Raw genomic sequence first — 22,768 nt, 5'->3', positions numbered from 1 at the left:
CGCCATGGGGAACTGGAGCCTGAGCGTGGACCCCACGCCGGGGGACTCGTTCAACGACGCAAACCCGCCCAAACTCTCCAGAGCATTTTCGAGGAGTCGGACCGGCTCCAGATCGAGCGTGACGGGTCCCTCAATCTGGAGTCTCGCCTCGAGCCCTTCCCGGGCGGCGGTGATCCGAATCTCGAGCGTCTCACCCGCGTCGGTCAGGGGCTGCATGGACTCGAGGAGGCGCAGCACGAGCGGGAGCAGGATCGCCCCGATCTCGGGCTCGAAACCGACCCCTCCGGTCTGAATCGAAAGGCCCATGCGCTGGCCGCGGCTCCCACAATGGGCGGCGGTGTACATGTCGTCGAGATACCGGTCGAGGGGATCCAGGAACTCCCAAAGGAGGTGCTCGTCCAGATCCCGCGCCCTTCGTTCGAGCGAGTACTGGAGGCCCAGGAGCTGGTTCAGCTCGTGAGAGACGGCGCGCAGCCCCGACGCCGTGTCTTGCAGAAGCTGGTTGATGGTCAGGGACCTCCCCTCCAAGGGGCTCGGACCGTGGCCCGTTTTCTTTCCCGGCGACATCCGCTGGCGCTCGACCGCCTTTTGAACGGTGTCCCACTCCGTCAGCGCCGAATGCGCGGCGGCCAACGCCTCGCCGACGGTCTCGCTCATCGACCCGATTCGTTCATTCTGGTGAATGAGCGAGTTCTTGATCTCGAAGGTGAGCGCGAGGAGGTTTTCCTGGCTGCCGACATCCGGCGTGGCGTCGTCGATCATGCCGCGCGCCGAGTTGAGCTCCTGCGCGCGCGCCTGCTTCAAATTCGCGCGTAGCCCGTCCAGGGCATCGCTCACGATCCCGGCGTGGTCGACCAGAGCCGTGAACCCATCGGCCCGCAGCCGGTCGACCAGGCGCTCCTCGGCCTCCAGCGCGACGCGGCACTGGGTGATCACATCCTGGCGGTCGGTCGGGCGGAGCTGGCCCAATTGCGCCAGCGCTTCCCTCATCTCGAGGGCGAGACTCGCGATCTCGCTGACCTCAAGCCATTCGGCGCTTCGCTCCACGAGCCGTACGGCCAGCTCGGCGATCGGCAGGAGCTCGCTCGAATCGTAATTGGTCTCGTCGTCCAGGAAACGGCGGACGGCCGCGACTTGCTCGTGGATGAGCGCGCCGAAGGTCGCCCCCAGGCGCGACATGATTTGGGTTTGGCTTAGATATTCGGACGCGGCGGTTCTCATGCTGCCTCTCGATGGCCCGGGCGAGGGGTCAGCTCTCGAGGTGGGCCCCGGGTTTCAGCCCTTCGATCAGCAAGATTCCCTCCGCAGGCAAGTTGTCGGCCGGTGGAGGATCGTTCTCCACGACATCCTGCGCCGAATTCCGATTGGCTGCGGGGTCCCCTCCGGTCGGCTCGGGAGGGGGGGACGCGCCGAGCCTGTGCAGGAGCCCGTGGGCCCGATCGAGCAGTTTCCCGACTTGGACGCGCGCACTTCGCGCCGAGGCCGGGACGGGCGTGGCCGCTCCGGACATCTCGGCCAGGGAGGTCTTCGCGTCCTCGCTCGTCGCATGGATCGCGGTGATGGTTTCGCCGACCTTGTACTCGATTTCCGAGGACAGGCGTGAAATGGTGTCGGTTGCCTCGCGCGCGAACTCGGCAAGTCGCCGGGTCTCTTCGGCGATCGCGGCGAAGGCTTCGCTCCCGGAGCGGGTCGCCTCGAGCGCCGCGTTCAACGCGAGCAGGGTCGCGCGATTGGTCACGCGCTCGGCGACCAGAGCAAGCTCGTTCGCCCGCATGAGCCCCGCCGCGAGGTCCTCGATCCCGTCCGCCGCGGTGAGCACCACGGCGTCGACGAGCTGGGCGGGACTCCTCAGATCCGCGTTCTCACCCGCCGGCGCAGACGGCCTGCGCCCTTCTCCCGCGAGCGAGGCCGCCAGCCCTTCGAGGTCCCGGACGAGATGCCGGAGCCCATTCTCGACCTCGCCCGGGATCGCCGATCCTTGCGGCGGCGACCCGGGGGCCGATTTGGGCCACGTCGGGGGAAGCCCCTCCCCGTCGGCGCCGATCAGCTCCTCCTCGCCGAAGGGGAGGCGGCTCACGACCGGGGCCCCGGCCACGCTCTTGACGCTTTCGAGCAGGGACTGCAGCGGTCCCACGCGCAGCTCGGGCGCCTCGGTCAGCGGGTCCTTGTCGTCCCGAAGGATGGATGCGGCGAGGTCCGCCTGCTGGCGGAACCGCTCCAAGTCGGCCAGCGCGGTCGCGTTGGTGCGTGCCTCGGAGGCGATCTTGTTCAGGCGGTCGTAGAGCGTCCCCCACTCCTCCGTGAACTCGGGCGGGGGGCCCTTGGTCTCGGTGGAACCGCCGCGGTCGAGCATCAGGAGGAGTCGTCGTGCCTTGATGGGGCCCTCGCTCTTCACCCCCCTCGACGCTTTCGAGGCGAGGTATGCCCCCCCGCAGGTGATCGCTCCGACCCAGACCCAGGCGGCAAGACCCGAGAGAATGATCCCGGCGGCCCCGGCCAGGAGGGCCGCGACGAACGTGATGAGAACCGCCGGGGGCTTGGGAGTCTCCACGCGGCGAACGTCCTCATCCCTCCGCCCTTGCATCTCTATTTCCCCCCTTCCCTGGAAGGTCGACCCGGGCCCGCCGCGCCGGCGGGCGGAATCATCGTCTCGAAAATCTTCCAGTAGTTAAGGCAATGGAAGTGATCCTGGTCCGTCTCCAGCTCCGACTCGAAGAGCTCGCCCAATTCGGGATCGACCGCGGAAGCGGGCGCTTCACGGAGGTCCCGGCCGGGAACGAGCTTTGGGATCTCTGGAATGAGCAGAGCGAAGCGGTCCATCCCGCGCGCGAGCACGAGCGCGTACCGGTGGCCGGGGAGGCCGTGGGTCTCAATGCCGAGATAGGCGGCGAGGTCGACGACCGGGACCATTTCGCCGCGAAACGCGGCGACCCCCGCGATCGGCTCGGCGACGCACGGCAAGTGCGCGAGACGCTCGGCGTCGAGAATCCCGCCCGCCTCCTCGACACGGACGGCAAAGCAGAAGTCCCCGAGCCGGAAGGTGAGCGCGCCTCTCGTGCCGAGGTTCATGTTCACGTCGACCCCTCTTCGGTTCGCTGCCGCGTCGATGCGGCTCTGATCGCGAAGTCGGAATGAATCGCAAATAGCGTGCCACGGGCGGCCCGCAATTCCTGCCTGCAAGCCTGCCTACGTTCGCACATTGGGTGTCCTCCCCGACGTCTCCCTGAGGCCATTCCTCGCCACATGCGGCCTGCGCCGCGTCCGCTCATTGCAAAAAGCTTGTAGAACAGCAAAACGCATTATCGGCATTGCGTATGAAGTGGGTGCTTCCGCCCTTTTCCGCGGTTCCTTCAAGCCATACAGCGACCAATCGGCACTAGGGCCGCCGATGTCGCGTGAGATCTCACTTGGGTCGATCGCCATACCGCCGCGCGAGTTAGCCCCGCGCGGAGCCGCGGCCCATGCGGGGCGGCACGGGGGATGCAGATGCACTGGATTGGCATGTGGAGAAGACTGGGTACGGGGAATGGATGCCGTTCTTATCAAGGAGTGGGGCCATGTCGGCAGCGCGAAAGTATCTCGCAACCAAAGCTGGGCAAAGGAAGCTGCAGCCGACGCTCTACTTCACGATGAACTGCCTCCTCCTCACGAAAGCGGAGGGCACGCCGCAGAACGGTGATCCGCTTCCGCAGGAAGATGTGGACGCTTACCTGAGCACGCTGCGCGACCAGTTCGAGGCGCAGGTGCCGCTGCCGTCGGAGCGCACGCGGCTTCTCTCGCGGTACGACATCGGGGCCTGGCGGCGTTTGGCCAACTCGAATCGCGGGGCCCTCAAATACCTGATCCTTCGCACCCCCGAGGACCTCCTGCTGATTTCCGTCGGCATCTTCGAGCACCACGGGCCGAACGTGCCGAGCCGCCGCGACGGGATGCTCCCCGGCGAGGAAGCGGACGTGGGGCGGAGCCCGAACTGGTATCACTTCACGTATACGTATGGAGAGCTGCTCGAGAATCCGGCTGAAACGATCGCGGCCGTGCTGGAGAAGCTGACGCTCGGCCTGGAGCGCTACCACAAGCTCCTCTCGCATATGAAGGGCGAGTACTGGAGCGTCTCGAAGCGGTTCCGTAAGGCGCAAGTCATTCGGCTCGAGCGCAAGGTCGACGAGGACGCGAGGGAGCAATCCCTTCGGGAGATGCAGGATCTCTTGCTCGATGCCTACTCGGAATGGAAGCGAACCGGCGAGCGGAAGCTCCTGGATCAAATGCGCGGGCTGGCTCGCGAGATCCGTCAGCTCGTGCCCGACTTCCACTTTTCGTTGCCCGCGGGAGGTCCCTAGCGGGCGCCCAGGTCCCCCGCGTGCCCTCCGTCCCCCGACTGCTTCACCCCCGGAGGGCACGCACCCCTAGAACAACGCGGCTCGAATCCCACGCCCCGCTCCCCCGGCGGGGCGCCGCGTTTTGGGGGGTTTCGACAGGGGAAGAGAGGTATCCGCCTCGGGCTCTGCGAGGGATGCGAGGTTTCTCCCGAGGGCTCTGGTCGTTGCTTTGAGCCCGAGGGGGAAACCTCGCATCCCCCTAGCGAATCTCGTAGTTCGGGGCTTCCTTGGTGATGGTGAGGTCGTGCGGGTGGCTTTCGCGAAGCCCCGCCGGGGTGATGCGGATGAAGCGTGTCTTGGTGCGGACCTCCTCGATGGAACGGACTCCGCAGTATCCCATGCCTGCCTTGAGGCCGCCGATGAGCTGGTAGATCACGTTCGCGACCTGCCCCTTGTAGGGAACCCGCGCCTCGATTCCCTCGGCGACGAGCTTCTTCAGATCCTTGACCCCCTCCTGGAAGTAGCGGTCGCCGCGCCCGCCCGCCATGGCGCTGAGCGAGCCCATGCCGCGATAGACCTTGTAGGTGCGGCCTTCGTAGAGAATCGTCTCGCCGGGGCTCTCCTCGGTTCCCGCGAGCAGGTTTCCCAGCATGACCGAATGCGCACCCGCCGCCAGGGCCTTCACGAGGTCCCCGGAATACTTGATGCCTCCGTCCGCGATGATGGGCACGCCCGCTTCCGCGGCGGCCGTGGCGCATTCCAGCACCGCCGTGATCTGCGGGACGCCGACGCCCGCGACGACCCGGGTCGTGCACGCCGAGCCCGGCCCCATTCCCACCTTCACCGCGTCCGCCCCGGCGGCGATGAGATCGCGGGTGCCTTCGGCGGTGGCCACGTTTCCGACCACGAGCTGCAGGCTGGGATACTTGGCCTTGACGGCGCGCGTCGAATCCACGACCGCCTTCGAGTGACCGTGGGCGCTGTCGATGCAGATCACGTCGACCCCGGTCCTCACCAGCTCATCGACCCGGTCCAGGGCATCGTGCCCCACCCCGATCGCGGCTCCAACCCGGAGCCTTCCCAGATGGTCCTTGCAGGCCCGCGGGTATCGGATCCGCTTCTGGATGTCCTTGACCGTGATGAGGCCGCGGAGCTGGAAGCTCTCGTCCACCACCGGGAGCTTCTCAATCCGGTTCCGGTGCAGAATCCGCTCGGCTTCCTCGAGCGTGGTCCCGACCGGCGCGGTGATCAGATTCTCGTGGGTCATAACATCCTTCACCCTGAGATCGGTCCCGCGCACGAACCGCAAATCGCGGTTGGTGAGAATGCCCACCAGACGCTTGCCTTCGGTGATCGGCACCCCGGAGATGCGGAACTTCTCCATCAGCTCGAGCGCCCGGCTGATGGGCACGTCCGGGGGAAGCGTAATGGGGTTCACAATCATTCCACTCTCGGAGCGCTTCACACGGTCCACTTCCTCCACCTGCTCCGCGATCGGAAGATTCTTGTGGATGATCCCGATCCCGCCCTCCTGCGCGATCGCGATCGCGAGCGCGCTTTCGGTGACGGTGTCCATCGCCGCGCTCACCACGGGAACGTTGAGCGTGATCCCACGGGTCAGGAGCGTGCTCGTGTCGACGTCGCGCGGATGGACTTCGGAGTAACCGGGGAGGAGGAGAACGTCGTCGAACGTGAGCGCCGGCTCGGATCCCACGCGCGCTCCCGGCCCGGCTGGAACGGCCGGTTGGATCTTGGCTCCGGGAGCGGCGAACGTTTTCATGCCTATTCGGGGAGCCCCGTGTTGATCCGCTCACTGAGCGAGAAGAAGAAGCTCACCCCCAGGCGGACCTGCGCGTAGGCCTTGTTGCCGTTGTAGCCGCTCGGGAAGCGCCCCAGGTCCTTCGCGAAGATGTAGTGGTAGTCAGCGTCCCCCGTCATGGCGATGTGCTTCGACATGCGGCGTTCCATCCCGATCATGCCATGGACCCCGGGACGCGCCCGCCTCAGCCGCTCGAAGGTCAGGGGATCCTTCGCGGCCCCCAGATCCTGCGTTAGAATCGACCAGATATACATGCCGCCCCCCGCCCCCAGATAGGGGCGCCACACCTTGCCGTCGCGCAGGAAATAGCGCGCGCTCAAGGTGATGGGAGTCGACGTCACGACATAGAATTCCGGGTTTCCGCTCTGAAGGCGGTTCCATCCATATCCGGTCGTGACGTCGAGCGTGACGTGGTCGGCCCAGACGTAGCTGAAGACCACGTCTCCGGAAAGGCGCGGGCTCGCGTCTTCCTTGGTCCGCTCATCCTGGGTGAATAGCATCGATCCCCCGCGCGCGCCGATCGCCCCCGAGCCGACGAGATCGGTCGCCGACGAGGGTGTGGCGAAGCCCGCGAGGAGGATTACGAACAACCCCCCTACGAGATTTCGAGACATGACGTTTGGAGATCTCCCTGAAGGCGCCGGTGCGCCGGTGGAGCCGGCCCTGAATGGTAGTTGGCTAGTATACGAACCCGCATCCCCTTATGTCAACCGGCCCGCCTTGACACCGCGGGGTCGTGTGACTACGATCCTCGTCTCGCTGGCGGTGTAGCTCAGCTGGTAGAGCAGGGGAATCATAATCCCTTGGTCCGGGGTTCGAATCCCTGCGCCGCCACCATGTTGCGCCGAGGCGCGGGGCTTTGCCCCGCGCTTTTTGCGCTCTCCCCTCTATACTGGGGGGGTGACTCCCTCCTCGACACGACCGCCCCGGGGCATGAGAGCGTCCCGCCCCAATCCGCGCGACGAGCGCCTCGAGCTCAACGCCGAGCGCCTCATCGCCGCGCACGGGCTCATTCCCCGGGAATCGCCCCTCGTGGTCGGCGTCTCGGGGGGTCCTGACTCGATCGCGCTTCTCGATTTCCTAGCCGGATACCGCGAGCGCTCGGGAATCCCGGCAGGAGGGCTCATCGCGGGGCACGTGAATCACGGGCTCCGCGGCGACGAATCGGAGGGGGATGCGGCGTTCGTCGAGCGGGCCGCGGAGCGGCTGGGCATCCGGTGCCTGACGGCACGGGTCGCGCCCGGGCTCAGGCAGCGCGAGCGCCGTGAGTCGAGGGAGGCGGCGGCCCGGGCGCTCCGCTACGAGGCGCTCCGGAAGATGGCGGCGGAGGCGGGAACGGACCGGGTGGCCGTCGCCCACACCGCAGACGATCAGGCCGAGACGGTGCTTCTTCGGCTGATCCGGGGCGCCGGGCTCACGGGGCTCTCCGGGATGCGGCCGATCCGGGCGATCCACGGCTTGACCCTGATCCGCCCGCTCCTCACGACCACGCGGGAGCAGGTGCTCGATTACCTGGAACGCCGCGGTCTGGAGCACAGGCTCGATTCATCGAATTTTCTTCCGGACGCCCGGCGTAATTTCCTGAGGCTCGAGATCCTGCCGCGTATTCGGGAGCTCATGAACCCGTCCATTCTGCAGTCCCTGCTCCGGGGGGCCGCGCTTTTTCGCGAGGCGGACGACTATTTGAGCGCCGAGGCGCGCCGGGCGCTCCCTGGAATTATCCGCGCCCGAGGTCCGGGGAAAATCGAGCTTGATGCGGCCGGGATGCTCCACTACCCTGAGCTTCTGCGGAAGTACCTCTTCCGCTACGTCTTGCAGGAGTTGAACGGGGACATCCTCGATTTGTCGACGGCTCATATCGACGCCCTCCACTCGCTCCTCACGTCACATGCCGGGCGGTCCGCGGACATCCCGATGGGAATCCAGGCGCGGCGCGAGCGCGGGACGGTTGTGCTGAGGAAGCGCGAGGCCGAACCGGAGCGCGCCGAGGCGCCATCCAAAGCTTGAGGAATCGGGCGTGCGAGCCGATATCCCGGTCGACGCCTTCAACCCGGACGGGCCCAGCCAGACCATGAATCGTATCGGTAACGAGAAGATCCACACCATGCTCCGCAAATCGGGGCCGCCGCTACGGCGGCCTCGCCCGCCGAGGCTCCCGCAGCGAAAGACCACGCCCTTCGGACCGGCACGGCCAATCCGCACGGCGCTTCTTTGGCTCATCCTCGTGCTCGGTGTCATTCTCTTCGTTCAGATCTACGGCGAGATCAAGGCCAAGACGCACGAGATCCCCTACTCCGAGTTCCTCGCGCAGGTGGATTCCGGAAACCTCAAGGCCGTCACGATCGTCGACCGCGAGGTGGTGGGTGAGCTCAAGCAGAGCGCCCTCACGCACGAGGAAGGGCGTCCAACCTCCTACGTCTTTTTCAAAGTCTACCTTCCGGCCGAGGACAAGGACCTGGGGCGTGCGGTCCTCGCAAAGAGCCCCGATGCGACGGTCAACTCGAAGCCCACCGGCATGAACTGGTGGAGCCTGGCGCTTTCCTACCTGCCCTTCGTGGCGCTCCTCGTGCTCTGGATGTTCATGATTCGCCAGATCCAGTCGGGCGGCGCGAACGCGATGAAGTTCGGGAAGAGCCGGCCCAAGGTGCTCATGGAAAACAGCCCCAAGGTCACCTTCAAGGACGTGGCGGGGGCGGATGAAGCGAAACAGGAGCTGGAGGAAATCATCGAATTCCTTCGCGACCCCAAGAAATTCCAGCGCCTCGGCGGGCGGATTCCCAAAGGCGCCCTGTTGCTCGGCCCTCCGGGAACCGGAAAAACGCTTCTCGCCAAGGCGGTCGCGGGCGAGGCCGGCGTGCCTTTCTTCTCGCTTTCTGGCTCCGACTTCGTGGAGATGTTCGTCGGGGTCGGCGCCTCGCGGGTCCGCGATCTTTTCGACCAGGGCAAGCGTAACGCTCCCTGCATCATCTTCATCGACGAGATCGATGCCGTGGGACGACACCGCGGCGCGGGCCTGGGCGGGGGTCACGACGAGCGCGAGCAAACTCTGAACCAGCTCCTGGTCGAGATGGACGGCTTCGAATCGAACGACGGCGTGATTCTGATCGCCGCCACGAACCGTCCGGACGTGCTCGATCCGGCTCTTCTGCGCCCCGGCCGGTTCGACCGCCAGATCGTCGTGGACGTTCCCGACGTGCGCGGGCGCGAGGGGATCCTGCGCGTGCACACCCGCAACATCCCGGTCGCCGACGACGTCAATCTCAACACCATCGCGCGCGGCACCCCGGGCATGGTGGGGGCGGACCTGGCGAATCTGGTCAACGAAGCCGCGCTCCTCGCGGCACGACGGAACCACAAACGGGTCATCTCGCAGGATTTTGAGGACGCGAAGGACAAGGTCATGATGGGCACCGAGCGGCGCAGCCTGGTCATCTCCGACGCGGAGAAGAAGAGCACGTCCTATCACGAGGCGGGGCATGCGCTCATGGCGTGGCTGCAGCCCGGGAGCGACAAGGTCCACAAGGTGACGATCATTCCCCGCGGGCGCGCGCTCGGATTGACCGCGTACCTGCCCCAGGACGAACGTCACTCGTTCTCACGCGAATACTGGCTGAGGGTTCTCACCCACTTGATGGGCGGGCGCGCCGCCGAGCAGGTCGTGCTGAACCAGCTCACGACGGGCGCGCAGGACGACATACGCCGCGCGACCAACATCGCCCGCCGCATGGTGTGCGAGTGGGGGATGAGCGAGCGGCTGGGCCCGCTGACCTTCGGGTCCAAGGAAGAGTTCGTGTTCCTGGGAAGGGAGATCTCCCAGCACCGCGATTACAGCGAGAAGACCGCGATCATGATCGACGAGGAAGTGCGGAGCCTCGTGGATGGCGCCTACAACCACGCGCGCCAGCTCCTCATCGACAACGTGGACAAGCTTCATCTCCTCGCCGGGGCCCTGCTCGAGCGCGAGATGCTGGACGGGGAGCAGGTCGAGAGGCTTCTGCGCGGCGAAAAGCTCGAGCCGCTCCCGCGCCCTCGCTCCTCGACGGACGGTCAAGACGAGAGTGGCTTCACGCAGGAATCGGACGATGGCAAGGAGCACGCCCGGGATGGCGCGCCCACCCCTCGGATCGCCCCCAGCGAGAGCCCGGGCTTGGCGTGATCCCGTGCACCCGAGCCCCGATGCTCCGCGTACCGACAGTCTCCCGCACCGAGCTTCGACCGAGCCCCTAACCTTCGTCCACCGCACCGGCGTCTGGGATCTGGCCGACCGGCCTCGCGTCGTGGGCATCCTGAACCTCACGCCCGACTCGTTTTACGACGGCGGCCGCTTCCAGGGCGCCGATTCGGCGCTTGCCCGGGCGGATGCCATGGCCTCCGAAGGAGCGGATGCGCTCGACGTCGGCGCGCAGAGCACGCGCCCCGGCAGCGTGCCGGTCGGGCCCGAGGAGGAATGGGAGCGCCTTGGACCCATCCTCCGCTCGATCCTGGCGCGCGTTCCCCTGCCGGTTTCGATCGACACCTACCATCTGGACGTCGCCCGGCGCGCGCTCGCATGCGGGGCTTCGATCGTGAACGACGTGAGCGGACTCGGCGTCGCGCCCGCCGTGGCGGATGAGGTCGCGAGGGCGGGCGCGGGTCTCGTGCTCATGCATTCGCGCGGGGCGCCGGGGGAGATCCACGCGCGCCAGGTCTACGCCGACGTGGCCGCCGAGGTGCGCGCGTTCCTCGCCGAGCGGATCCGGTTCGCGGAATCGCGGGGTGTCCCGCGGGAGCGGATCGCGATCGATCCGGGGATCGGGTTTTCGAAGCGACCCGAGCAGAGCGTCGATGCTCTGCGCGGGATTCCGGGTCTTGGGCCGCTCGGCCGCCCGGTCTATGTCGGTCTTTCCCGCAAGTCGTTCCTCGGCGCGCTGACCGGCGAGCCGGCCGAGGGCAGGCTGGCCGCGGGGCTCGGCGCCTCGGTCGCAGCCTACGTTCTGGGTGCGCGAATCTTCCGCACGCACGACGTTCGCGAGACCGTGGCGGCGCTTCACCTCGCGGAGACACTCCTGAATTCGACTCCGGTGGGGACTGCCGAGCAAGGGGCCGGCGCGTGATCGCGATCAAGCCCCAGATCCTCCTCGACGTCCTCGATGTGCTGATCGTCGCGTTTCTCTTCTACCGCCTGTTCGCGATGATCAAAGGCACCCGCGCCTCGCAGATGTTCGTGGGGCTCGTCGTGATCGTGTTCGTCTCCATCGTGGCGCAATGGTTCCGCTTGAACGCCCTCAACTGGATCATCAACAGCCTGAAGACGGTCTGGGTCATCCTGTTCGTAATCCTGTTCCAGCCCGAGTTGCGCGCGCTCCTGACCCACATCGGCCAGAACCGCCTGCTCCGCGCGCTCATCCGCGTGGAGGGTTACGGCGTCGTCGGCGAAATCTTGAAATCGGTGGAGGAGATGAGCGAGGAGCGGCGTGGGGCGCTCATCGTGGTGGAACGGGACATGGGGCTTCGCAACTACGTGGAGACCGGCACCAAGCTCGAAGCGCGCGTCAGCTCGGAGCTGCTGGAGACCGTCTTCACGCCGCATTCGCCCCTCCACGACGGCGCGGCGATCCTCCGCGGCGATCAGATCGTCGCGGCCGGCTGCATCCTGCCCCTGAGCCAGACACGCGGACTCTCCCCCCTTCTCGGGACGCGTCATCGCGCCGCGCTGGGGCTGGCCGAGGAGACCGACGCGGTCGTCATCGTCGTGTCGGAGGAAACCGGCGCGATCTCGATCGCGCACAAAGGGGAGCTGAAATGGAAGCTAGACTCGGGGCAGCTCCGCAGCGAGCTGGCCGCGATCTTCAACCCGAGGCCTGAGGAAAGCCCGGGGCCCGAAGAGGTCGGGCAGGAGAGCTAGCGGCCGAGGCGGCTCAGCCGCCCGCGCACGTACCCGCTCAGATAGGCCACGTCGTAGACCACCTTCAAGAGCGGCACCGCCAGCGCGGTCTCCACGTTTCCGATCCTTCCGACTCCCCTTCGCGCCTGTCCGACCGCGAACAGGACCACGCCGAGCCCGAGCAGCCACCACGCCGCTCGAAATCGAAAGCCCATCAGGAAGAGAGCCGCGCCCAAGACGTATTTCGCCGCGAGGGTTGCATAGAACCAGCCCTGTGCGCGGGACTCGCCGTCCCCGAATCCGAATCGCCTGTGCTGGCGGAAAAAGGACCCCACGTCGCCGCGCGGACGCCAGCGGACGCGCGCGCGAGGCTCGAAATGAAACCGCGCTCCCGAGCGCTTGAGCTCCAGCGCGAACGGCGTGTCCTCGTTGTGGGCGAGCGATTCGTCGAAACCGCGGACCCGCTCCCACGCCGAACGGCGAAACGCGACGGAACGCGTCGAGGGGAGAAACCGCGCGAGGTTGATTTCATCGGCGCGCGGGGCGGAGATCACCCCGGCGGCGCGCTCGAACCAGGTCGTACCCGCAGGAACAGTAACCCCGGCGACCACGTCGGTCTCGGGGACCAAGTCGAACGGGCGCGTGATCCGCTCGAGCCAGTCCGGCTCGACTTCCACGCCGGCGTCGGTGCACGCGATGATCGGGGATCGGGAAGCGCGGACCGCGGCGTTCCGGCCGACGGAGCGGTTGCCGGGAGCGGAGACCGCGCGAATCCGCGGATCGGCGGCGGCGCGGGAGTGGAGCAGCTCGAGCGTTCGATCGCTGGAGCCGCCGTCCGCCACGACGATCTCGTCCGGGAGCCGGGTGCCCGAGAGAATGGAACCGAGAAGGGCGCCGATCGACCCCGCTTCGTTCCGTACGGTGACGATGACGGCGACCGGCTCCAAGTCAGTGCGGGGCCAAGGCGCGGATCCGCCCGCTACCAGCCGCCGGGGCGCGTCTCGCAGATCGCGTACGGCGCCCGATTCCACTGATCTTTTTGGAAGTACCTGAGCCCGATGCGAAGGAGGTCGTCGGAGGTCGTTCCTTCGATCTTCGCCGGCAGGAGGATCGGATAATCGATCCCCAACCCAAAGAGCTCTGCCCGCGCGTACTGGAGGGCGCGCGTCGGGTTGGAATCGAGGGCCATGAGGTAGCCGCCGGACGCCAGCGTCTTCGCGTACACGAGGTCCGGCGCGAGGTCCCCGTGAAGCGGCAGGAGCGCGGCCTTCTTGATCTGTCGGAACAGGAGCTTGACCATGTCCTCTTCCTGGAGCGGGCCCCCCACCGTCAGGGTCGCGATCAGGGGGCATTCGTCCATAGCCTGCGAGAGGATGGCGTTCGCTCCCTTGGCCCCGCCCGTCTTGATGATGTATTGCTCGAACCACCCCTTGGGCCCGCTCAGGAGCGATGCGAACACGTAGAGCGCCGGGATGTCCGGGCTTCGCGCCGGCGGCCCATTGAACGCGAGCGCCACGGTACTGTTCGCGCCCTGCCCGAGCTCCCACTTCTCGCGGAACCCTTCGAAATCTCCCTCTTGCGCCACGGTTCCCGGTCGGAAGGCCTTTGTCGAAACATCGCGAACCGCCTCTTCCGCGGCTGGCGGAGCCAGGGAGGCGTCGATGTCCCCGAAGACGCAGACGACCATGTTCTGCTGGACCACGAATCTGCGGTAGAAGTCCTCGATCTCCGAGTGCGGCATGCTCACGAGCGTCCGGTGTGAGCCCAGCGCCGGCAGCCGATAGCCGCTGATTTGGTACTTGGTCGGAAAAATGAGCCGCTCGCGCTGGGCCTGGTCGTCGTCGAGCCATTTATCGAGCTCGTCGAGAACGTAAATCCGGGTCGCGTCCACGTTCACCGTATCGAGACCCGGATGGGCGAACATCGAGCCCATACGCTGGAGCGCTTCCCGCCACGAATCGGATGGGAGCGTCACCGCGCACCCCCACATGTCCTTGTCCTGGTAGGAGGTGAGCTTCCCCATCTGGCCGAGCGTCTGGCGGTAGGTGAGCCCCTTGCCTCGGGGATCGTACGAGTTGAGGAGCGCCTCGCGCACCAGCGCCGTCACCCCGTTCGTCTTGTCGCTCTCGTACCGCACCCCTCCCATGAAATAGAGCGCGACCGAGACGAGCGGCGCGCTGTGGTCTTCGCTCGTCAGGAGCCGCGCGCCCCCCGGAAGTGCCGTGCGCACGACCCGGCCGCGGCCGGCGCTCTCCGCTTTGGCTGGGATCTGCTTGAGCGCCGCATCGATCCTGGCCTGGCGTTCGGCGTCTCCGCTGGCGGTCACCTGGGGCCCGCCGCGGTACGCGGCCACATACACCGCTTGCTTCTCGCGAACCCGCCGCTCGAGATCGCTTTGCTTGAACCTGTTCATGACGTCGGAGGGACCCATCTCCACCACGACCGCCTTCTTCATGTCGAGGTACTTGCGGGCGACCGCGATTAGATCTTCGGGTCGGAGCGCCTTCAACCGCCGCACGTAGACGTCGTCCGAACCGGGAGCCCCTCGGAGGAAAGCGAGCGCGGTGGCGCGCCCGACCCCGCTCTGGTCGGCTCGCGTGAAGAGATCCCGCAACAGCACGGACGTGACCGCGGCGTCGAGCTCCTGGGCGGTGACCGGGGTCGACCGCGCCTGCTCCACCATCGTCAGGAGCGCCCCTTCGGCATCCTGCAAACTGTCGGGATTGACGGCGAGGGTGAGCGCGACCGTGCCGCCGTCCGTCTCGTATTCCCGTATCGCCGCGGCGCGGAGAAACTCGGCGTTCCCCGAGTTGAGCCGCGTTTGAGCGCGCGAGGAGGGGCTGTCGACCAGCACGGCCATGAGAATGTCGAGCGCGAGCGCGTCCGCGCTTCCCCAGACCGGCGCGCGGAAGCCGACGGCGACCGCCGCGCCGTGGGTATCGGGCGGATTGCGATCGAGAACGGCGCGCGGGCCCTCGAAAGGCCGCTCGTTGAAGCGCGAGCGCGACGAGGCCTTCCCGCGCTGCATCGCGCCGAATGCCGCCCCAACCTTCGTGACAGCGTCCTCGGCGTCCACGTCTCCGACCACGACGACCGTCAGATTCTCCGCGACGTAGTAATCGCGATAGAACCGCTGGATCAGGGTCGCCGTGATCCCGGTAAACTCGTGCTCGTGGATCGCCAGGGGTGATACGAGCGGCGTCCCCTCGTGGAGCTGGGCGCGCACCGTGTTCACCGCGGCGCGATCCGCATCGGCGAGGACCGTGCGCGCGAGCCCCTTCGCCCTGCCGAGCGCCAGATCCATGACCGGCCCGTCCAGACGCGCGTGCATCAGCCCGTCGGCGAGAAGCTTGAGGCCCTTTACAAAGGAAGGCGCCGGGACGGTGAGATCGAAGTAGGAGTAGTCGTAGCCCGCATCGCTCGCGTACGTGCCCGCCAGCGCGTAGACCTCCTTCTGCATCTGTCCCGGATCACGCTCGGAGGTCGCCTCCATGATGCACTGCGCGGTCCCGACCGCCAGACCGCGGTCCTTTACCGCCTCGTCGCGGGTGCCCGCGCGCATCCAGGCCTGAATCGAGACGATGGGGCGGGTATGAACTTCGCGCACGACGACCGTGATCTTGTTGGGCAGGGTCCGAACGAGATCGGGCAGGGCGGAGGCTTCTTGAGCCGGGACCAGGAGCAGGGCGAGGAGCAGAAGGGCTGGGTTGGCGCGCATTCGGGTGCGGACCTCCGAGATCCGGGACAGACGTGCGGTCATGGATCGGGAACTCTATCGCATTCGCCCGATAATACGAACCCCGACGGAGGAAATTCCCGCCGGGGCCATATGGCTCAAGGTGCCGCCCGAGCTAGGTCCGGACTTTCACGACGTTGGCGGCTTGCTTCCCCTTCTGACCCTCCATCGATTCGAACTCGACGACCTCTCCTTCTGCGAGCGTCCGAAAGCCCTCACATTGGATCGCCGAGTGGTGAACGAAGAACTCCTCGCCGGAATCTTCGCGGATGAACCCGTAACCCTTGGTCTCGTTGAACCACTTGACCGAGCCGTGGTGCTTCAAGTGCAGGGCCCCTCCTTTCGAGCTTGTACGTTTGGATCTTTCGTGGCTCTACGAGGCGCCAACCCCCCTTCCGGCGCGAACAGACTGGAAGCAGTCCCGGCAATAGACCGGCTTGCCCGCGGTCGGCTTGAACGGAACCTGCGTCGTCACGCCGCACGAGGAGCAGACCGCTTCGTGAAACTCGCGCGAGGACGTTCCCGTGGATGCGGGGGCCGCGCTGAGTGGTCCCGCCACCGCTCCCGGGCCCTGCCGCTTCTTCTCGTCACGGCAGCGCCGGCACCGGGTCGGCTCATGCTGGAAGCCACGTTCCTTGTAGAAAGCCTGCTCCCCCGCAGTGAATACAAACTCCTCCCCGCAGTCCCTACACTTGATGACCTTATCGCTCTCCACCATGAAGCCTCCGAGGCGTCCTCGCCTTTGAAAACGCGAAGCCCCCGGCGGGCGAGTAACGCCAGGGGCAGAGATGTAGCATACGAAGGGCTCGTTGGGACGATGCGGGAAAGGTCGGATCGGGGTTGAGAAGATGCACTGGGTTCCGCTCGTTGCTACCGAAGACTCCTCCGCCGCGCGGAAATTTGACGACGCACATGTTAACTATATAGAATACCGGCACTTGTGTCAAGGAATTTGCGCCGGCGCGCCCCGAGGCATCATGGGAAGCCTCGGCGAGTCCCCAAGTTGGAGCGCGACCCCTGTACGTAGTCTTGCATAGAGTGCGAATCCTCGCGACCCTCGCGGCTTTCGTCTTTCTCAACGCGGCCCGCGTAACGATTTCGTCCGCGGCCTGGCCGGACCATCCGGATTCCCTCATCATCCTCCACACGAACGACATCCACGCCCATCTGCTTCCCTTTGACGATTCGCAGGGGACGGTCGTGGGTGGCGCGGCGGCGCGCGCGGCGCTGATCGCGCGGCTCCGATCCTCCGATCGGAAGACGCTGCTCCTCGACGCGGGGGACGTGTTTCAGGGCACGCCGCTCTACAACTTCTTCCGCGGAGTGCCCGACTATCGCTCGATGACCCTCATGCGCTACGACGCGGGCGCGCTCGGAAACCACGAGCTGGACGACGGCCCCGCCTCCTGGCTCCGCGCGCGCTCCGAGGCCGCGTTCCCGATCCTGAGCGCCAACGTGTTCGTCGCGGGGGACAGCTCGTGGGCGTCCCGGCTCTTCCCCGTACCGGCCGGGATCCGGCGGGGCGCGCGGTGGATCGGCGGAGCCCGGGTTCCGGATGGCGCGCCGCTCCGATATCTCGCGACGCCCTACGTCGTACGCGAGGTGGACGGCGTCAGGATCGCGATGTTGGGGCTCACGACGGGAGAGATCGTGTCGATCGTGAGCCGCACGCGCAACCCCGGCGTTGCGGTATCCGATCCGATCGCGGTCGCGTCGACTCTCGTCCCGGAGCTCAGGGCGAAGGCGGATTTCGTGATCGCCGTGACCCACGTCGGGGTCGGCGAGGACCGCGCCCTCGCCTCGCGCGTACCCGGGATCGATCTCATCGTCGGGGGGCACAGCCACACCTTTCTCTGGGATCCGGTCTTTGTCTCCAATCGGAACGCGAACGGATACGGAGGCACCGCAATCGTGCAGGCCGGCCGCTGGGGAGACCGGGTCGGACGGATCGCGGTCGGGGTCGGTCCCCGCGGAATTCGGGGCCTGACCGACGCGCTCCTTCCCGTCCGCCCCAGCGAAGGGGAGGATCCGCGGGTGGCCGCGATGCTCCAACCCTTCCGGGACTCGATCGCGACCTCCATGGACAAGCCGGTCTTTCGGAATCCGGCGCCGGTGAGCATGTCGGGGCTCGAGCAGGGGGAGACCCCGCTGGGCGACTTCGTCGCCGACGTCATCCTCGAGACCTCGCACGCCGATCTCGCTGTCATGAACGCGGGCGGGATCCGCGCGCCCTTGCCGCAGGGGCGCGTCACCGTCGGCGACATCTACACCGTGCTCCCGTTCGACAACACGGTTGTGACGGTCCCGATGAAGGGCTGGCAGGTGCGGGAGCTTCTCGATTTCATCGCCCGGCGGCTGGGCAAGGGGGGATTCGCCCAGGTCTCGGGTGTCCAGTTCGTGATCCGGCGCGGGCGGGCGGACTACATCCGCGTGGGGGGACACCCTCTGGAGAGCGACCGCGCTTACCGGGTGGGGACGATCGATTTCCTCTACGGAGGCGGCGACGGCTACACGATGTTCGAGAAAGCGGGACCCGCCGTGAGAAGCGGCGTCTTCACGCGGGACGCGGCCATCGATTTTCTTCGCAGGCACCCCGGCTACGAATTCAAGAAGCGCGACCGCATTCATTGGGAAGGCGCGCTCCCGATGCGGGATCTGTTTCACTTCTCCCGGTAGCGAAGCGCGACGTTCGCGTCGCCGAGGTTGGGCGGGACCTCGTAGGGCCCCGCCGCGGCATCGAGGTACCCCGCCTTCGAGATCGTGATCCTGAACGACCCGCGCGGAAGGCTCGGAATGACATAGGCGCCGGTTGAATCGGTCTCGACCGAGCCTCGCGGGGGGGAATCGCTGGCCGCGGCGTCCAGCGAATCGACGCTTCCCCAAGGCTCCCATCGCACGCTCGCCCCCCGGAGCGGCTCGCGGGTGGTCTCGTCGGTAATGGTCCCCTCGATGAAAGGGTAGAAGAGCGCATCGCGGGCGTTCACGAGGCCCCAGCCGAATCGATTGTCCGGCCGTTCGGCGCGGCTCGCGCTCATCGTGAGCGCGTCGCGCACCATCTCCGGCCCCCAATCGGGGTGCCGTTCCATGATGAGCGCCACGCATCCGGCGACGAGCGGTGTCGAGAATGACGTGCCGTTCCATCGCGAGTACTCGTCATAGGTGCGTGCGCGCACGGCGAGGACGGCCACACCCGGCGCGACCACGTCGGGCTTCACGCGCCCGTCGTAGGTGGGGCCCACGGAGCTGAAGCCCGCGACCGCCCCGATTCCGTTGACGGCGCCGACCGAGATCGCGCCCGGGGCGTCGGCCGGGGCTCCCACGCTCCCCTCCCCGGGACCCTGGTTCCCGATCGCGTTCACGATGAGGAGCCCCCGCGAGAACGCGACGTTGGCCGCGCGGGTGGCCACGGCGGTGCGGCCGTCGAGATCGCGCCAGCGGTACCAATCGTGGTACGAGAGAGAGCTGGTCAGGACGTCGGCTCCTTGGCCCTCGGCCCACTCGACGCCCGCGCACCAGTAGTCCTCCTCGATGGGACGTTCCGAGCCGATTCGCTCCGTCTTGCCGAGGAGGTATTCGGCGCGATAGGCAGGACCGATCAGCTTGCCGGGCGCGAAGCCGGCGATCGTCGAGAGCACCGAGGTCCCGTGGCTCGACTGGGTCGGTTGGTCGGTGCGTGGATCGTAGGAAGGGTCATCGTCGCCGTTCACGAAGTCGCGCTGCCCGCGGACTTCGAGCTGCCGGAGGGCTTCGTGGTCGAGCTCGAATCCCGAATCCAGAACGCACACGAGGACGCCCTCGCCGTGGAGCCCCATCGCGTGCACCTCCGGCACGTGAAGCATGTCGATCTGGAGGTACGAGGGCCCCGCGTTGAACTCGGCGTCTTGCCCGGTTGGGGCGCCGGAGGCGTCGGGCGTGCCGGGGGCTCCGGCCGACCCGGCGTCATGCGGGGCATGCGTCGAGCCGGCGTCATTCCGGGACTCGCTTGCGACCGGCCGGATCTCCGCAACGAACGGGAGCTTCCGGATCCCATCGAGCGATTCGGCCGGAGCCTCGATGCTCACCGCATTAAGCCAGGCCGAACGGGTGCGGATCGTCCCGCCCCTGGCGGCGACGGCAGCGACATAGGCGGGATCGGGCGGCAGGTCGCGGATGTCGAGGGGGGCCTGGGACGCGGAAGGAATTCCCGCGGCACCCCCGCCCGAGGCGAGCCGCTCGCGGGCCGCCTTCGCGCGCCGCGCGACCGCGCGCTGGGTGATGCGCCGGGAGGCCTGGGCGAGCGCCGCCTCACGCGCAGGGCCCGGCGTCCCCAGCGCGCCGAGATCGGTGAAGAAGATCCAAACCGGAGATGCGGCCCTCGCCGGCTCCGCCGATACGGCGACCGGCCGGGCCAGAAGTGCTAAGAGCGCCGAGACGATCGCCGTGAAGCGCCACGGCTTTGGGATCACCGCAAGCCCTCGGCCAGGTAGAGCTGCGAGAGATAGCGGCGCGCCATGAAGACGATCGAACGGCCGTCGGGGGAGACCACCACGTCGCGTACCCTCAGGAGCCCCGTGGTGTCGGTCGGCTTCAGCTCCCGGAGCAGGAACCGTCGCCGGGTGAGGCCGTCCAAGCGGAATAGCTTGGCGCTCCGCTCCGCCTCCTGGAAGAGGAAAACCGAACGGCCGTCGTCGCTGAATCGGATGAACTGGTCCTTGGGATCGAGGCCTGCAGGGGATATCGGGGTAGGTTTTCCCCCCGCCAGGGGATAAGCGTAGACATTGCCGTCCGCGCCGTCTGCGTAGGCCGAGTCTCCGAACGGGGAGAGTAGAAATTCACCGACGCCCTCCGGCGTGATTGGATGCGTGGCTCCCGTCTCCACGTTCTGGACGTAACAACGCGGAGGCTTACCTGTCTCGCCCGCGCCGAAGACGATGTTCCTGCCGTCCCGAGTCCAGGCTGGCGGGCGATCTAGATACCGATCGAACCCTGGGTTGGGCAGCTGGCTCGCCTCTCCTGCGCCAACCTGAAGCAGGACCATCCGGGGCGGCGTCGTGAACAGGATCCCGAGGACGGACTTCGCGTCCGGGGAGAACGCCAGCGCTTCTCCCTCGCCGAGTCGGGCCGCAGGGGAACCATCGATACCCCTCACGAATATGGTGTACAAGTCTCCCGCCGCCGCTCCCTGCTCCGTGAACAGCACGGTCTTCCCATCCGGTGAGATGTCGGCAGGAACCGAGAAATCGAGCCAGGTCAGCTCCCGCTCTTTGTCGTCACCGGCCACGAGACCGTAGATGTCCGCCCGCTGGTCGTCCGACGCCAGGAGCACTCGGCCGTCGCGCGAAATGTCGTGGAGCGTCATCCCGCCGGGGATCCGGGCCACGACGCGCACCTTGCCTGAGAGCGTGGCCCCGTACAGAGAGCGCTCGATGCCCCCGCGCCCCGCGGTGAACCACACCTCCCGGCCCCCGGGCGACCATGCCAACCCTCCCTCGCTGCTCCACTCCGGGGAGAGCGTACGAGCCTTCTTGGCCCGATCGACCACCATGACCGTGCCTCGGTCATCGCGTCGGGCTGGATGGAAGAGGAAGGCAACCCGGTCTCCGTCCGGGGAAACGCGCGGGTTGGTGAGCCTGCCATTTGTCTCGAAAAGAACGGTTCCGATCGGGTATTCCAGACGGAACGCGCCCTTGACCTCTCGGACGACGGCGAGGGCGGATCCGTCCAGCGACCAGTCGGCCCCGAGGACGTCCGCCATCATTTCCCGGGGGGCGCCGCCCGCGAGAGGCGCCCGTGCGAGTGTGCCTCTCGTAAAGAGACCGGATTCCCGGCGCGCGCCGAGGCAGAGGGCCATTTCCCCGGTGGGGGAAACCGCGAGAAGCGTCGCCCCCGTGAGACCCAGATCGCGAGACTCCGGCGAGCCGAGCCTTCCCATGTAGATCCTGTATGGAGACCCCTGCCACGCGGCCGCATAAACGTAGGTCTCTCCATCCGGCGCAAAGCGCGCTCCGAAGACCGGCCCCTTGCGAAAGGTGAGCTGATGATATTCCGGTACCGCGGCGCGCCCTGCCCGGATCGCGCGCCCGGCGGCGAATGCCGCGAGGAGCAGCGCCGCCACGGCGAGTGCCGCGCCCAGGGGCTTGAGACCGAGGCGCGGTTTCGCCCCTCCGGGGAGGGGCGTGCCCGGCTCCCTGAGCCCGGAGAGGGCCTCCAGATTGAACGCGACGTCCTGCGCCGACTGGAAACGGGCGCCCGGGTCCTTCTCGAGACAATGCATCACGATTCGCTCGAGCGCGGGGGAGACGGGCCGCGCGGCGTGCGCGAGATCCGGCGGGTCCTCCTTCATGATCGCGTTCATCGTCTCGACGGGCGTGGCGCGATGGAACGGCCTCTTCCCGGAGAGCATTTCGTAGAGAATGGCGCCGAGCGCGAAGAGATCGGCGCGGTGGTCGGCGGGCTCGCCGCGGACCTGTTCGGGCGCCATGTAGCCCACGGTGCCGAAAATCACTCCCGGGTCGGTGCCTGCGGTCACGGTGGGCGCCTTGCTCCGGCTTCCTTCCATCGCCTCGGGACGGGTCAGCTTCGCGAGACCGAAATCGAGGATCTTGATCCGGCCGTCCCGTGTGACGAAGAGGTTCTCCGGTTTCAAATCGCGATGCGCGATTCCCTTGGCGTGGGCCGCGGCCAGGCCGTGCGCGATATCCAGCGCGAATTCGATCGTCCTCCGTTCCGGAATCGAGCCCCCCGCCAGGCGCTCGCGCAGGGTCATCCCCTCCAGCAGCTCGGAGACCACGTAGGGGGCGCCGTCGTGGGTACCGACGTCGTAGACGGCGACGATGTTGGGATGATTGAGGGCGGCCGCGGCGCGAGCCTCGTGCTCGAAGCGGCGCATCCTGTCCGGATCCGCCGAGTAGGCGCCCGGGAGAACCTTGACCGCGACGTAGCGGGCCAAACGTGTGTCGCGCGCGCGGTAGACCTCGCCCATTCCCCCCGCGCCCAGCAGGGCGAGAATCTCGTAGGGACCCAGCCGCGCGCCCGCGGAAAGAGCCATCGATCCC

16 protein-coding genes and 1 tRNA gene are annotated in these 22,768 nt (G+C 67.2%); 7 read left to right on the top strand and 10 right to left on the bottom strand.

Going from position 1 to position 22,768, the window contains the following annotated elements; translation table 11 throughout:
* Positions 1 to 1,249: 1,249 nt before the first annotated feature.
* Positions 1,250 to 2,551, bottom strand: coding sequence for a hypothetical protein (locus E6K76_08775; protein TMQ58155.1), 1,302 nt, complete (start codon positions 2,549 to 2,551; stop codon positions 1,250 to 1,252).
* Positions 2,552 to 2,586: 35 nt separating this feature from the next.
* Positions 2,587 to 3,075: a chemotaxis protein CheW gene (locus E6K76_08770; GenBank protein TMQ58154.1), complete on the bottom strand. Its 489-nt coding sequence runs from the start codon at positions 3,073 to 3,075 to the stop codon at positions 2,587 to 2,589.
* 482 nt (positions 3,076 to 3,557) lie between these two features.
* Between E6K76_08770 and E6K76_08765 the strand changes: the two genes are divergently transcribed.
* Complete coding sequence (locus E6K76_08765) at positions 3,558 to 4,337, top strand: hypothetical protein (protein TMQ58153.1); 780 nt, start codon at positions 3,558 to 3,560, stop codon at positions 4,335 to 4,337.
* A 238-nt stretch (positions 4,338 to 4,575) separates the two neighbouring features.
* On the opposite strand, the gene guaB is transcribed toward E6K76_08765, so the two are convergent.
* Both guaB and E6K76_08755 read right to left on the bottom strand, forming a co-directional pair.
* Positions 4,576 to 6,096 carry an IMP dehydrogenase gene (guaB, locus tag E6K76_08760; protein TMQ58152.1) on the bottom strand — a complete coding sequence of 507 codons (1,521 nt, stop codon included), beginning with the start codon at positions 6,094 to 6,096 and terminating at the stop codon, positions 4,576 to 4,578.
* 2 nt (positions 6,097 to 6,098) lie between these two features.
* Complete coding sequence (locus E6K76_08755; protein ID TMQ58151.1) at positions 6,099 to 6,749, bottom strand: porin family protein; 651 nt, start codon at positions 6,747 to 6,749, stop codon at positions 6,099 to 6,101.
* A 147-nt stretch (positions 6,750 to 6,896) separates the two neighbouring features.
* On the opposite strand from E6K76_08755, the gene E6K76_08750 reads away from it, so the two are divergent.
* The 5 genes from E6K76_08750 to E6K76_08730 all read left to right on the top strand — a co-directional run bounded on the left by E6K76_08750 (position 6,897) and on the right by E6K76_08730 (position 12,019).
* A tRNA-Met gene (locus E6K76_08750) sits at positions 6,897 to 6,972 on the top strand.
* Positions 6,973 to 7,068: 96 nt separating this feature from the next.
* On the top strand, positions 7,069 to 8,142 hold the full coding sequence (gene tilS / locus E6K76_08745) for a tRNA lysidine(34) synthetase TilS (GenBank protein ID TMQ58150.1): 1,074 nt from the start codon (positions 7,069 to 7,071) through the stop codon (positions 8,140 to 8,142).
* A gap of 97 nt (positions 8,143 to 8,239) precedes the next feature.
* Positions 8,240 to 10,291 carry an ATP-dependent metallopeptidase FtsH/Yme1/Tma family protein gene (locus E6K76_08740; GenBank protein ID TMQ58169.1) on the top strand — a complete coding sequence of 684 codons (2,052 nt, stop codon included), beginning with the start codon at positions 8,240 to 8,242 and terminating at the stop codon, positions 10,289 to 10,291.
* On the top strand, positions 10,218 to 11,228 hold the full coding sequence (gene folP, locus E6K76_08735) for a dihydropteroate synthase (GenBank protein ID TMQ58149.1): 1,011 nt from the start codon (positions 10,218 to 10,220) through the stop codon (positions 11,226 to 11,228). The genes E6K76_08740 and folP overlap by 74 nt, the downstream gene beginning before the upstream one ends.
* The gene (locus E6K76_08730; GenBank protein ID TMQ58148.1) at positions 11,225 to 12,019 is read left to right on the top strand and encodes a TIGR00159 family protein; all 795 of its coding nucleotides are present in this window, start codon (positions 11,225 to 11,227) and stop codon (positions 12,017 to 12,019) included. The genes folP and E6K76_08730 overlap by 4 nt, the downstream gene beginning before the upstream one ends.
* Here the strand turns inward: E6K76_08730 and E6K76_08725 are convergent.
* The 4 genes from E6K76_08725 to E6K76_08710 form a co-directional block, all read right to left on the bottom strand.
* Positions 12,016 to 13,350, bottom strand: a complete 1,335-nt coding sequence (locus tag E6K76_08725; GenBank protein TMQ58147.1) for a glycosyltransferase — start codon at positions 13,348 to 13,350, stop codon at positions 12,016 to 12,018. The genes E6K76_08730 and E6K76_08725 overlap by 4 nt on opposite strands.
* Entirely contained in the window at positions 12,978 to 15,758 is a 2,781-nt protein-coding gene (locus tag E6K76_08720) for an insulinase family protein (protein ID TMQ58146.1), read from the bottom strand. The genes E6K76_08725 and E6K76_08720 overlap by 373 nt, the downstream gene beginning before the upstream one ends.
* Positions 15,759 to 15,849: 91 nt before the next feature.
* Positions 15,850 to 16,059 (bottom strand): cold shock domain-containing protein, encoded by a 210-nt coding sequence (locus E6K76_08715; protein ID TMQ58145.1) that lies wholly within the window; start codon positions 16,057 to 16,059, stop codon positions 15,850 to 15,852.
* A gap of 48 nt (positions 16,060 to 16,107) precedes the next feature.
* Positions 16,108 to 16,452 carry a zinc-binding protein gene (locus E6K76_08710; GenBank protein ID TMQ58144.1) on the bottom strand — a complete coding sequence of 115 codons (345 nt, stop codon included), beginning with the start codon at positions 16,450 to 16,452 and terminating at the stop codon, positions 16,108 to 16,110.
* Between the two features lie 320 nt (positions 16,453 to 16,772).
* Here E6K76_08710 and E6K76_08705 point away from each other — a divergent pair, with 320 nt between their 5' ends.
* Positions 16,773 to 18,410 carry a bifunctional metallophosphatase/5'-nucleotidase gene (locus tag E6K76_08705; GenBank protein ID TMQ58143.1) on the top strand — a complete coding sequence of 546 codons (1,638 nt, stop codon included), beginning with the start codon at positions 16,773 to 16,775 and terminating at the stop codon, positions 18,408 to 18,410.
* On the opposite strand, the gene E6K76_08700 is transcribed toward E6K76_08705, so the two are convergent.
* On the bottom strand, positions 18,395 to 20,179 hold the full coding sequence (locus tag E6K76_08700; GenBank protein ID TMQ58142.1) for a hypothetical protein: 1,785 nt from the start codon (positions 20,177 to 20,179) through the stop codon (positions 18,395 to 18,397). The genes E6K76_08705 and E6K76_08700 overlap by 16 nt on opposite strands.
* Positions 20,176 to 22,761, bottom strand: a complete 2,586-nt coding sequence (locus E6K76_08695) for a hypothetical protein (protein ID TMQ58141.1) — start codon at positions 22,759 to 22,761, stop codon at positions 20,176 to 20,178. Before E6K76_08695 ends, E6K76_08700 begins: the two co-directional genes overlap by 4 nt.
* Between the last annotated feature and the right edge of the window lie 7 nt (positions 22,762 to 22,768).

Source organism: Candidatus Eisenbacteria bacterium, from assembly GCA_005893275.1.
Lineage (GTDB): Bacteria > Eisenbacteria > RBG-16-71-46 > SZUA-252 > SZUA-252 > WS-7.
Note: the sequence above shows the minus strand (reverse complement) of the source record. Positions and strands in the feature narration are given on the sequence as shown.